The following is a 12550-nucleotide window of genomic DNA, read 5'->3' on the forward strand; positions in this document are numbered from 1 at the left end:
ATGGAAGCCTACAAGGTTCAGCAACACAAGTACGACGTGATCGTGGTCGGCGCCGGCGGCGCGGGCCTGCGCGCCACCTTCGGACTGGCCGAGAAGGGCTTGAAGGCCGCCTGCATCACCAAGGTCTTCCCCACCCGCTCGCACACCGTGGCGGCGCAGGGCGGCATCTCCGCGGCCCTCGGCAACATGGGTGAGGACGATTGGCGCTTCCACTACTACGACACCATCAAGGGCTCCGACTGGCTCGGCGACCAGGATGCGATCGAGTACATGTGCAAGGAGGCCCCGGCGGCGATCATCGAGCTGGAGCACTACGGCGTGCCCTTCTCGCGTACCGAGGAGGGCAAGATCTACCAGCGCCCGTTCGGCGGCATGACCACGCACTACGGCAAGGGCACCGCGCAGCGCACCTGCGCCGCCGCCGACCGCACCGGCCACGCGATCCTGCACACGCTCTACCAGCAGGCGCTGGCGCATGACGCGGCGTTCTTCATCGAATATTTCGCGATCGACCTGATCTTCGACGAGCAGGGCGTCTGCCGCGGCGTGCTCGCGCTGGACCTGAACGAGGGCACGCTGCACTTCTTCCGCGGCCACGCCGTGGTGCTGGCCACCGGCGGCTACGGCCGTGCCTACTTCAGCGCCACCTCCGCGCACACCTGCACGGGCGACGGCGGCGGCATGGTGCTGCGTGCGGGCCTGGCGCTGCAGGACATGGAGTTCGTGCAGTTCCACCCGACCGGCATCTACGGCGCCGGCTGCCTGATCACCGAGGGCGTGCGCGGCGAGGGCGGCTACCTCACCAATTCCGAGGGCGAGCGCTTCATGGAGCGCTACGCGCCCAGCGCCAAGGACCTGGCCTCGCGCGACGTGGTCAGCCGCGCGATGACTATCGAAATCCGCGAAGGTCGCGGCGTCGGCGAGCACAAGGACCACATCCATCTCAATCTGATGCACCTGGGCGCGGACGTGATCCACGAGCGCCTGCCGGGCATCGCCGAGTCGGCGCGCATCTTCGCCGGCGTGGACGTGACCCGCGAGCCGATCCCGGTCATTCCGACCGTGCACTACAACATGGGCGGCATCCCGACCAACTACCACGGCGAAGTGGTGCAGAAGAAGGGCGACGACGTCGACGCCGTGGTGCCGGGCCTGTTCGCCATCGGCGAGGCGGCCTGCGTATCGGTGCACGGCGCCAACCGCCTGGGCTCCAACTCGCTGCTGGACCTGGTGGTGTTCGGCCGCGCCGTGGCCGGCCGTTGCGCCGAGCTGATCAAGCCCGGGTCGCTACATCAGGACGTGCCCGCTAGCATCCTGGACAAGGCGCTGGCCCGCTTCGACGGCCTGCGCAACGCCAAGGGCAGCAAGCCGACCGCGCAGATCCGCGCGGAGATGCAGCGCACCATGCAGAAGGACGCCGCCGTGTTCCGCACCGGCGAGACGCTGGCCGAGGGCAAGCGCCGCATCTCCGAGGTCTACGAATCGTTCAAGGACGTCAGCGTCACCGACCGTTCGCTGGTGTGGAACTCCGACCTGATCGAGACGCTGGAGCTGTCCAACCTGCTGGCGCAGGCGGTGGCCACCATGCACGCGGCCGAACAGCGCCTGGAAAGCCGCGGCGCCCATGCGCGCGAGGACTTCCCCGAGCGCGACGATGCGCAGTGGATGAAGCACACCCTGGTCACGGTGGACGAGTCCGGCCAGACCAGCTTCGACTTCCGCCCGGTGCATATGTACACGCTGACCGACGAGGTCGACGTGGTGCCGCCGAAGAAGCGCGTTTACTAATTCGAGAGTGCGGCCATGGATGGCCGCTTTTTGATTTTCGCGCTCATGGATGAGCGCACAGACCAAGCGAGGTCACCGTGGCAGAGTTCACGCTACCGAAGAATTCCAAGATCCAGTCCGGCAAGCACTACCCGGCGAAGGGCGCCAAGAAGCCGCGCACCTTCAAGATCTACCGCTGGAGCCCGGACGACGGCCAGAACCCGCGCATCGACACCTACGAGGTGGACCTGGCCTCGTGCGGCCCGATGGTTCTGGACGCACTGCTCAAGATCAAGAACGAGATCGACCCGACGCTCACGCTCCGCCGTTCCTGCCGCGAAGGCATCTGCGGCTCCTGCGCGATGAACATCGAGGGCACCAACACGCTGGCCTGCACCAAGGCCATCGACGACTGCAAGGGCGGCGAAGTGGCGATCTATCCGCTGCCGCACATGCCGGTGGTCAAGGACCTGGTGCCCGACCTGACGCACTTCTACGCGCAATACGCCTCGATCAAGCCGTGGATCCGCACGCAGAGCCCGGCGCCGGCGCGCGAACGCCTGCAGTCGCCGGAAGACCGCAAGCAACTGGATGGCTACTACGAGTGCATCCTGTGCGCCTGCTGCTCGACCAGCTGCCCCAGCTACTGGTGGAACGGCGACCGCTACCTGGGGCCGGCCATCCTGCTGCAGGCCTACCGCTGGATCGCCGATACGCGCGACGAGGCCACCGGTGAGCGCCTGGACGACCTGGAAGACCCGTTCAAGCTCTACCGTTGCCACACCATCATGAACTGCGCGCGCACCTGCCCGAAGGGCCTCAACCCCGCCAAGGCGATCGCGGAGATCAAGAAACTGATGGTGGAGCGCCGCTCGTAAGGGCGCGCTCTTCGTGCCCGACGTCGCCATGAGCCTTTCCCGCCTGCGCTGGCGTGCCCGCCGCGGTACCCGCGAACTCGATGCGCTGCTGGGCGGCTGGCTGGACGAGCGTTACGGCAAGGCAGACCCGGCGACGCGCGAGGCCTTCGACGAGCTGCTCGACACCCAGGATCCGGACCTGTGGGACTGGATCATGGGGCACGCGCAGGCGCCGCGGGCCGACTGGCAGGCGATCATCGATGACATCCGCACCCGCCATCGGCTTTGACTACCGGCCGTCGCGGCGGCCGCTGCAGCTGCTGCTGGCGATCGGCGTACTGGTGCTGGTCGCAATCGCCGGCAGCGGGGCGCCGTGGGCGCTGAAGTTGCCGATGGCGCTGGCGTCGACCGCCGCGGTAGCGATCGCGCTGCGGCGCGCCTTGCGCTCGTCCGTCACGGGCGTGGCCCTGGCCGGCGAAACTTGGACGCTCTATCGCGCCTCCCGCGAGGAAAGCCCGGCCGTGCTGGCCTCCTTCCGCGTCCTGGGCACCTGCGTCCTGCTGCGGCTGAAGAGCGCCCAGGGCACGGAGGCCCTGCTGCTTGCCCCCGACAACAGCGACGCGGACCTGCGTCGGCGCCTGCGCATGCGCCTGGCCGCCATGCGGCCGGCGGAATCTTCGGCCCGGCTGTAACGGGGAGCCTGGCGTCCACGGCCGGGTGCAGCACTTTCGTCGCGCATCCGTGTCCAATTGCCCCGATAATGCTTCTTCGGGCGGCCCGCCCAAGACCGGATAAAGCGACCGTCCATGTTCCGACCGCTCGAGCTGTTCATCGGCCTGCGCTATACGCGCGCCAAGCGCCGCAACCAGTTCATCTCCTTCATCTCGACCGTCTCCATCGTCTGCATCGCGATCAGCGTGACCGCGCTGATCACGGTGATGTCGGTGATGAACGGGTTCGATTCCGAGCTGCGCACGCGCATCCTCGGCGCCATCTCGCATGCCACCGTCTCCGGCTTGCCCGGCGAGGCGGTTCGGGACTGGCCGCGCGCGGTGAAGATCGCCGAGGCCAACCCGCACGTGAAGGGCGCCGCGCCCTACGTGGAAATGGAGGCCTTCCTGCAGGCGCGCCGCCCCAGCGGCGCACTGGTGCGCGGCATCGAGCCAAGCCAGGAGCCGAAGGTTTCCGACATCAACACGCACATGGTCGAAGGCAGCCTGGACGAGCTCACGCCCGACAGCTGGAACATCGTGCTCGGCAAGGAACTGGCCCTGACGCTCGGTGTGACGGTCGGCGATCGCGTGACCATGGCCGTGCCGCAGTTCCGCGGCACGCCGATGGGCAGCGTGCCGCGCCTGCGCGGCTTCCATGTGGTGGGCGTGTTCGAGTTGGGCATGCAGGAGTTCGACTCCAATCTCGCGCTGGTCAACATGCGCGACGCGGAAAAGCTGGACAGCCTCGATGGCCCCACGGGCGTGCGTTTGAAGCTCGACGACATGTTCAACGCCGGCCCGGTCGCCCGGGAGCTGGCCAACGACCTGGGCCAGCTCTACGTCGTGCAGACCTGGATGCAGAGCCACGCCAACTTCTTCTCCGCTATCTCGATGGAGAAGCACGTGATGTTCATCATCCTCTCGCTGATCATCCTGGTGGCGGTGATCAACCTGATCTCGATGCTGATGATGCTGGTGACCGACAAGCAGGCCGACATCGCGATCCTGCGCACGCTGGGTTCGACGCCGCGGAGCATCATGGGCATGTTCATGGTGCAGGGCGTGCTGGTGGGCGTGGTGGGCATCGGCTTCGGCGTAGGCTTCGGCTCGCTGCTGTCGTGGAAGCTTCCCGTCATCGTCAAGTGGATCGAACACCTCACCGGCATCACGTTCCTCTCGCCGGACGTCTATTACATCAGCGAGGTCCCCAGCAAGCTGGTCGCCAGCGACGTGGGCTGGGTGACGCTGGTCACCTTCGCCTTCTCGCTGCTGGCGACGCTCTATCCCGCGTGGCGCGCCTCGCGCACGCAGCCGGCGCAGGCGCTGCGCTATGAATAAGCCTTCCACCATGACCGACAACATCGTGCTGCGCGCCAGCGGGATCGCCAAGACCTACGAGGAAGGCGACCTGAAGACCGAGGTGCTCACCAACGTCAACTTCAGCCTCCGGCGGGGCGAAACGCTCGCCATCGTCGGTGCCTCGGGCTCGGGCAAGAGCACGCTGCTGCACATCATCGGCGGCCTGGACACGCTGAGCCGCGGCGAGGTGGAGGTGGAAGGGCGCATCCTTTCCAAGCTTTCCGACGCCGAACGCGGGCGCGTGCGCAACCGCTCGCTGGGCTTCATCTACCAGTTCCACCACCTCCTGCCGGAGTTCACCGCGCTGGAGAACGTCTGCATGCCGCTGTTGATCCGCGGCGTGGCCATCGGCGAGGCCGAGCGCCAGGCGCGCGTGCTGCTGGACCGGGTGGGTCTGGGCAAGCGCGAGCAGCACAAGCCGGCCGAACTTTCCGGCGGCGAACGCCAGCGCTGCGCGGTGGCGCGCGCCTTGGTCACCCGCCCGGCCTGCGTGCTCGGCGATGAGCCCACCGGCAACCTGGACGAAGGCAACGCGGCGCAGGTCTACGAGCTGATGCTGGAACTCAACCGCGAAGTGGGCACCAGCTTCATCCTGGTCACCCACGACCACCGCCTGGCGGCGAAGATGGATCGCACGCTGGAGCTGCACAACGGCGAGCTGCAGGCGCGGGGCTGAGCGCTTCGCGCGGCATTCGCGGACCGGCAAACCCCTACACGCCTTTCAGCCCTGCCGCGGCCGGACCCACGCTAGGCTGCGGGCCTGGCCATGGGAGGGCGTATGCGCACGGCAGGGATGCCCGGTGCGGCGGGAGTGGGCATCGCGCTTCTGCTCGGGGTGCTGGCGGTGCAGTGGTTGCCCTCGCTGCCGCCGGCGACGTGGGGCGTGCTGCCGGGGCTGGTCGCGCTCCTGGCCAGCCGACGCTGGCCGCTGCTTGGCCTGCCGGCGATCGCCCTGCTCGGTGCGGCGTGGGCGATCTGGCGCGGCGCGCTGGCACTGGAACTGCGCCTGCCGCGCGAGCTCGAGGGACGTGACTTCGATGTCGTCGGTACGGTCGTCGAGCTGCCGCTGGCCCGCAGCGATGCCACGCGTTTCGTGCTCGACGCCGAGCACGCCATGCTGGACGGCAAGACGGTGCCGCTGCATGGCCACGTGCGGCTCAGCTGGTACGACGAGGCTCCCGACGTACCGGCCTGCTCGCAGTGGCAGCTGCGTGTCCGGCTGCGCCGACCGCGCGGGCTGATCGATCCGGGCGGCGCCGACGGCGAACGAAGCGCGCTGGAACGGCGCATTGCCGCAGTGGGCTATGTGCGGGACCATCCGGACAACCGCCTGCTTCGCACGCGCCCGTGCGTGGACGGCCTGCGCGAACGCATCGCCGCCGACATCGCCGCGCGGGTCCATGATCCGCATGACGCGGCGCTGCTGCAGACGTTTTCGATCGGCGACACCCGCGGCCTGGAGCAGGACGACTGGGAGGTCGCGCGCGCCAACGGCGTGCCGCACCTGATCGCGATTTCCGGATTCCACGTCGGCGTCGCTGCGCTCTTTGGCGTAGGGCTTGCGCGCCTGCTGTACCTGCTCTGGCCTGGGCTGGCGTTGCGGCTGCCGCGTCTGCCTGCCCAGGCCGCCGTCGCGCTGCTGGCGGCCTCGGCCTATGGCGTGCTGGCGGGGATGAGCTTGCCGACGGTGCGTACCTTGCTGATGATCGCGGTGGTGGCCATGGCCCGCTGGAGCCGCCGGACCGTCGGTGGAGCGCAGACGCTGGCGCTGGCATTGGTCGCCATCCTGCTGGCCGATCCGCTGGCCGTGCTGGCGGCCGGCTTCTGGTTGTCCTTCGTCGGCGTGGCTTTTTTGATGCTCTGCCTTACGACGCGGCCGCGGGGCTGGCGCGGTTTCCTGCACGAATTGTCGGGCGGCCAGGTGGTGATGACGGTGGCGCTGCTGCCGTTGACCCAGTGGTTTTTCGGCGAGGCGTCGCTGGTGGGGGCGTTGTCCAACCTGATCGCGGTGCCATTCGTCAGCTTCGTGATCGTTCCGTTGGCGCTCGTCGGGCTGCTGTTGCTGCTGCTCTTTCCGCCGGCGGCGACCCCTGTGCTGCACCTGGCCGCTGCACTCGCACACGCGCAATGGTGGCTGCTGCAGCGGATGGCGACCTGGCCGGGCGCGCACTGGTATCTGCCCGAGGTGCAAGGGTGGGCATTGCTGCTGGCCACCGTCGGCGCATTGTGGCTGTTTGCGCCAAGGGGCCTGCCATTGCGCGGACTCGGCCTGTTGCTGTTCCTGCCGCTGGCCTGGCCGGCACAGCGGCTGCCGACATCGGGCGGCTTCCAGGCATGGGTGCTGGACGTGGGGCAGGGGCTGTCGGTCATCGTGCGCACCCGGCACCATGCCATGGTCTACGACGCCGGCGCCCGCTATCCGTCAGGATTCGACCTGGGGCAAGCCGTGGTGGTGCCTTCGCTGCACGCGCTGGGCATCGACACGCTGGACCTGCTGATGATCAGCCACGCCGACAACGACCACGCCGGCGGCGCCGAGGCCGTGGCGAGGGCCTATCCCCAGGCCTTGCGCTATGCCGGCGAGCCGCAGCGCATGCCGATGCCCATGCAGGCCTGCCAGGCGGGCATGGAGTGGACCTGGGACGGCGTGCGTTTCCGCGTGCTCTCGCCCGTCGCCGGTGCAACCACCCGGAGCAACGACCGCTCCTGCGTGCTGGCGGTGGATGGCGCCGGCGGGCGCCTGCTGCTTACCGGCGACATCGGCAGCGGGGCGGAACCGGCGGTGGGCGAGGCCGTGGGACCGGCGCGGCCGACCGTATTGGTGGTGCCGCACCATGGCAGCCGCTATTCCTCCGATCCTGCGTTCATCGCCGCGCTGCAGCCGATCCTGGCGCTGGTCTCGGCCGGCTGGCACAACCGCTTTGGCCATCCACACCCGCTGGTGCTCCAGCGCTATCGGGCCGCTGGGGTTCCCTTGGTGAACACCGCCGCGCGCGGCGCGATCCAGATCGATGCGCCACCGGACGGACCACCTGTCGAGGCCGCCAGCTGGCGCCTGCGCGAACCGCGCTACTGGCGTGAATGAACAGTGTTTTGCAACTGCCAAGCGCGCCGCGGAACCCCGTGAAGGGACTGCTATGATGCCGCCTTCCCTTGGGAAGTAGCCGTAGCGGGAGTTGGCAGTGCTCGAAATTCTGATGGCTGGCGGTTGGGCGATGCTGCCCATCCTGGTGTGCTCGGCGGCGGCCCTGGCGATCGTGCTGGAGCGCTGGTGGACACTTCGCCGCAAGTCGGTGCTGCCCGATGGCCTGGGCGAGGAAGTGCGCCAGTGGGCGCGCAGCGGCCAGCTCGACCCCAAGCACCTGGACGCCCTCGCCGCCGGCTCGCCGCTGGGCGAGCTGCTGGCCGGCGCGCTCGCCGTGCGCAACCGCCCGCGCGAGCAGATCAAGGAGCGCATCGAGGACACCGGCCGCCACGTGGTCCACCGCATGGAGCGCTACCTCAACACGCTGGGCACCATCGCGCTGATCGGCCCGCTGCTGGGCCTGCTGGGCACGGTGATCGGCCTGATCCGCATGTTCATGCAGGTGATGGGCGGCGGCATGGCCGACCCGACCAAGATGGCCGGCGGCATCGGCGAGGCGCTGATCTGTACGGCCACGGGCCTGATCGTGGCGATCCCTGCCTACGTGCTGCACCGCTACTTCCGCTCCAAGGTGGCCGGTTACTGCATCGAGATGGAGAAGCAGGCCACCGCGCTGCTGGACGAGCTGACCGGCACCGCCGTGCCCGCGCCGCGCCCGCGCCGCGCGCCCGCCGCCGCTTCCAACGCCGGCTGAGGCTACGCATGCGTATCGGTTCCGACCGTCGGCAGGACGATTTCGAGATCAACGTGATCTCGTTGATCGACGTGCTGCTGACGCTGCTGATGTTTTTCGTGCTGACGACGACGTTCGTGCAGCACTCGCGCCTGCAGGTCACCTTGCCGCAGGCCAGCGCCGAAGATCGCGACATGCAGGCTCCGGCGCTCACCCTGATGATCGACCGCGACGGCCGCTTCTACGTGGGCAGCGACGAGGTGATGGGCGAGGGGGTCGATCCGCTCAAGCAGGCGATCGCCCGCGTGGCCGGTGAAGACCACGACCGCCCGGTCACCCTGCGCGCCGACGCCATGACGCCCCACCAGAACGTGGTGACCGCGATGGACGCGCTGGGCCAGCTCGGCTTCACGCACCTGTCGATCGCCACCACGCCCAGCCAGGAAGCCGCGCGTTGACGGCCCGCAAGGTCGCCCTCTGGGACGCCGACACCCTGCGGGTCTACAAGCGGTTGCTCGGCTACACGCGGCGATGGTGGCCGATCGGGCTCATCGCGATCGTCGGCATGGCGCTCGATGGCGGCGCGCTGGCGGCGTTCACCCAGTACCTGCGGCCGATGATCGATGATCTGTTCGCGAAGAAAGACCCGTATCTGATCTTCTGGATGCCGATATGGATCGTCACGATCTTCCTCGTTCGCGGCGTCGGCACCTTCGTCAGCAACTACGGCATCTCCTACGTGGGCCGCAACGTGGTGCAGGCGATGCAGGCGGACGTCTTCAGGGCCTACTTGCGCCTGCCGGCCGCGTTCTTCGGCAGCGAGCCCTCCGGCCAGCAGATCTCGCGCATCACCTACACCAGCGAACAGGTGGCCTCCGCTTCCACCGATGCGCTGAAGATCGTGGTGACCGAAGGCGTCACCGTGATCGGCATGCTGTACGTGATGCTGAGCAATAGCGCTTACCTGTCGCTCACGCTGCTGATGATGGCCCCGGGCATCGCCCTGGTGGCCACGGTCGTCAGCAAGCGCTACCGGCAGATCAGCCGGCGCATCCAGGGATCCATGGGTTCGGTGACCGGCGCGGTGGGCGAATCGGTCAGCGCCCACCGGGAAGTGCGCGTGTACGGCGGCCAGAAACACGAGGCCGTCCGCTTCGCGGAGGTGTCCCATCGGGCGCGCCGCCTCAACATGAAGATCGCCACCACCAGCGCCAGTTCGAGCACGGCGATCCAGACCGTGGCGGCGCTCGCACTGGCCCTGCTGGTGTATCTGGCGACGCGGCCGAACGTCATCGGCGCGATCTCGCCGGGCGTGTTCGTCACGGTGCTCACGGCCATGGGCGCCATGATGCCGTCGCTGAAACGGCTGGCGAACGTCCAGGCGAACATCCAGCGCGGCATTTCCGCGGCCGAAGACCTGTTCGAAGTCATCGACATGCCGCCGGAGCAAGACCACGGGCGCATGGCGCTGGAGCATACGCACGGCGACATCCGCTTCGAGGGCGTGCGCCTGCGCTACCCGCGCAGCGAAGCCGATGCCCTGCGCGGAGTCGACCTGCACTGTGCGCCGGGCAGTGTGACGGCGCTGGTCGGGCGCTCGGGCAGCGGCAAGAGCAGCCTGGTCAGCCTGCTGCCGCGCTTCCTGGAACCCAGCGCCGGGCGCATCGTGCTCGATGGCGCCGACTACCGCGAGTACACCCTCGCCTCGCTGCGCGCGCAGATCGGCTGGGTGGGGCAGAGCGTGGTGCTGTTCGACGGCAGCATCGCGGAAAACATCGCCTACGGAGAACTTGCCGGCGCCAGCGAGGGCGAGATCATCGCTGCCGCCGAGGCCGCCAACGCGATGGAGTTCATCCAGCGCATGCCGCAGGGCATCCATAGCCCGATCGGGCAGGGCGGCAACATGCTCTCCGGCGGCCAGCGCCAACGCCTGGCGATCGCCCGCGCGATCCTCAAGAACGCGCCCATCCTGGTGTTGGACGAAGCGACCAGCGCGCTGGACACCGAATCGGAACGGTTGATCCAGCAGGCCCTGCAGCGCCTGATGCGCGACCGCACCACGCTGGTCATCGCCCATCGCCTGTCCACCATCGAGCACGCCGACCAGATCGCCGTGATGGACCAGGGGCGCATCGTCGAGCGCGGGACGCACGCTGAACTGATCGCCCGAGGCGGCCAGTACGCCGCCTTGCATCGCATGCAGTTCCACGAGCAGGACGAGGGCTGAGGCCGCCGTGGCGCTCGAACAACGACTCGAGCATGCCTGGTACGGCGAGGGCCGTACGCCCTGGTGGACCTACCCGCTGTCCTGGCTCTACGGCGGCGTGACCGGCCTGCGCCGGGCGCTCTACCGGCGCGGCTGGCTGCGCAGCGTGAGCCTGCCCGTGCCGGTGGTGGTGATCGGCAACATCACCGTCGGCGGCACGGGCAAGACGCCGTTGACGATTGCCGTGGCCCAGGCGCTGCGCGAGCGCGGCTTCGCGCCCGGCGTGGTCAGCCGCGGCTACGGCGGACGCCAGCGCGAGCCGGTGCTGCTGACCGCTTCGCCCAACCCGTTGCAGGTGGGCGACGAACCCAGCCTGATCCGCGCGCACGGCATTCCGGTGGCGGTGGGGCGCGACCGCGCTGCCGCGGCGCGCCTGTTGATCGACGCCGGTTGCGACGTGGTCGTCGCCGACGATGGCCTGCAGCATTACCGGCTGGCCCGCGACGTGGAAATCTGCGTCATCGACGCCGTACGCGGCTTCGGCAATGGCCACTTGTTGCCCGCCGGCCCGTTGCGCGAACCGCTGATGCGCCTAGCGACCGCGGACATCCGCGTGTGCAACGGCGGCGAACGCACCGGCGCCTACCCCATGAAGCTCGTGGGCGGCGATGCCTGCTCGCTGGTCGACGAGAGCCGCCAGTCGCTCACCGCCTTCACCGGGCAGCGCGTCCACGCGGTGGCGGCCATCGGCCATCCCGCGCGCTTCTTCGACAGCCTGCGCGCCTACGGCATCCTGCCGATCGAGCACGCTTTCCCCGACCATCACACCTTCACTCCCGCCGACTTCCACTTCGGCGAGGAACTGCCGGTGCTGATGACCGACAAGGACGCCATCAAATGCCGGCGCTTCGCGCAGCCGGGGTGGTGGCGGGTGCCGGTCAAGGCGCAATTGCCGGAAGAATTCTTCGAAGTACTCGACCGGCGCGTCCGCGCGAGTCGCGAACGCATCTAGGCTGATGAACGTCGCGATCGGGTCGACGGGGGTGGAGGCGGCTCGTAAGCTATACGGTGTCTTTTGCACGACCAGCTTACCCTTGATCCATGGAATTCTGCGGCGCTCATACCGCCCACTAAGGCGTTGAACACCCCTGGCACGCAAGGCAGGCGCATCTGCTTTCGACCCGAAGCGGACATCCGAAAGCACACACCCTCGCCCCGCGGCGAGACGCGTGGATATCTCGGTTAATGTAGCCTCGCCGAGACATCGTGCGTGATGCGTCATCGGAGTACGGCTGTGCATTCACCGATCCATGGAACGATTCAGCCCGTCACGGCAACGGATCGCATTCATGCCATCGACATACTTCGAGGCATCGCCTTGTTTGGCGTGCTTGCAGTAAATCTGGTGGAAGAGTTCCGGATCTCGCTGTTTCAGCAATTTCTTCCGTACCAGCCGCGCGTGCCGCCGCTGGGCAGCGCAATCGGGCACTTCATCTCGACGTTTCTCGAGATGAAGGCGTTCGCGCTGTTCTCCATCCTGTTCGGTGTGGGCCTCGCCATCCAGTCCGAGCGGCTGTCACGCAGTGGTTCGCGACGGCGCCTTCTGGTGCGGCGTCTGGCCGTATTGCTGGTGATCGGCTTGGCCCATCTGCTGCTGATCTGGAACGGCGACATCCTTACTGAGTACGCCCTAGCTGTGTAAACCCACCAGGTTGTTCATGGTGATGCGGGTGATTGGGGCCCGGTAATCCAGGCTGGCGTGTGGCCGATGCCAGTTGTACTGGTGTAGCCAGGTCAGCCAATGGGCGGCGCGCTGGGCAGAGTGCTCGT

12 protein-coding genes and 1 pseudogene are annotated in these 12550 nt (G+C 68.1%); 12 read left to right on the forward strand and 1 reads right to left on the reverse strand.

Translation table 11 applies throughout. From position 1 onward, the window contains the following. From sdhA to VGU65_RS08995, 12 genes are all read left to right on the forward strand, one after another. Complete coding sequence (gene sdhA / locus VGU65_RS08940) at positions 1–1788, forward strand: succinate dehydrogenase flavoprotein subunit (protein WP_327474869.1); 1788 nt, start codon at positions 1–3, stop codon at positions 1786–1788. 77 nt (positions 1789–1865) lie between these two features. After that, a complete protein-coding gene (sdhB, locus tag VGU65_RS08945; RefSeq protein WP_327474871.1) occupies positions 1866–2645 on the forward strand; it encodes a succinate dehydrogenase iron-sulfur subunit in 780 nt (259 codons plus the stop codon). A gap of 28 nt (positions 2646–2673) precedes the next feature. Next, complete coding sequence (locus VGU65_RS08950) at positions 2674–2913, forward strand: FAD assembly factor SdhE (protein ID WP_327474873.1); 240 nt, start codon at positions 2674–2676, stop codon at positions 2911–2913. After that, complete coding sequence (locus VGU65_RS08955) at positions 2885–3316, forward strand: protein YgfX (RefSeq protein WP_327474875.1); 432 nt, start codon at positions 2885–2887, stop codon at positions 3314–3316. Before VGU65_RS08950 ends, VGU65_RS08955 begins: the two co-directional genes overlap by 29 nt. A 114-nt stretch (positions 3317–3430) precedes the next feature. Then, positions 3431–4675, forward strand: a complete 1245-nt coding sequence (locus tag VGU65_RS08960) for a lipoprotein-releasing ABC transporter permease subunit (protein ID WP_327474878.1) — start codon at positions 3431–3433, stop codon at positions 4673–4675. Then, complete coding sequence (lolD, locus tag VGU65_RS08965; protein WP_327474880.1) at positions 4668–5372, forward strand: lipoprotein-releasing ABC transporter ATP-binding protein LolD; 705 nt, start codon at positions 4668–4670, stop codon at positions 5370–5372. The genes VGU65_RS08960 and lolD overlap by 8 nt, the downstream gene beginning before the upstream one ends. A gap of 117 nt (positions 5373–5489) precedes the next feature. Further along, a complete protein-coding gene (locus VGU65_RS08970; RefSeq protein ID WP_327474900.1) occupies positions 5490–7781 on the forward strand; it encodes a DNA internalization-related competence protein ComEC/Rec2 in 2292 nt (763 codons plus the stop codon). A 112-nt stretch (positions 7782–7893) separates the two neighbouring features. Then, positions 7894–8535 (forward strand): MotA/TolQ/ExbB proton channel family protein, encoded by a 642-nt coding sequence (locus VGU65_RS08975; protein ID WP_327474902.1) that lies wholly within the window; start codon positions 7894–7896, stop codon positions 8533–8535. 8 nt (positions 8536–8543) lie between these two features. Continuing rightward, on the forward strand, positions 8544–8972 hold the full coding sequence (locus VGU65_RS08980; protein ID WP_327474882.1) for an ExbD/TolR family protein: 429 nt from the start codon (positions 8544–8546) through the stop codon (positions 8970–8972). Further along, positions 8969–10741, forward strand: a complete 1773-nt coding sequence (gene msbA, locus VGU65_RS08985; protein ID WP_327474884.1) for a lipid A export permease/ATP-binding protein MsbA — start codon at positions 8969–8971, stop codon at positions 10739–10741. Before VGU65_RS08980 ends, msbA begins: the two co-directional genes overlap by 4 nt. Positions 10742–10748: 7 nt before the next feature. Next, complete coding sequence (lpxK, locus tag VGU65_RS08990) at positions 10749–11732, forward strand: tetraacyldisaccharide 4'-kinase (protein WP_327474886.1); 984 nt, start codon at positions 10749–10751, stop codon at positions 11730–11732. A 282-nt stretch (positions 11733–12014) separates the two neighbouring features. Beyond that, positions 12015–12422 carry a DUF418 domain-containing protein gene (locus VGU65_RS08995; RefSeq protein WP_327474888.1) on the forward strand — a complete coding sequence of 136 codons (408 nt, stop codon included), beginning with the start codon at positions 12015–12017 and terminating at the stop codon, positions 12420–12422. Here the strand turns inward: VGU65_RS08995 and VGU65_RS09000 are convergent. After that, a pseudogene (locus VGU65_RS09000) lies at positions 12411–12550 on the reverse strand (IS481 family transposase); the annotation flags it as partial. The gene VGU65_RS08995 and the pseudogene VGU65_RS09000 overlap by 12 nt on opposite strands.

The organism is Frateuria sp., from assembly GCF_035943815.1.
Taxonomy (GTDB): Bacteria; Pseudomonadota; Gammaproteobacteria; order Xanthomonadales; family Rhodanobacteraceae; genus Frateuria_A.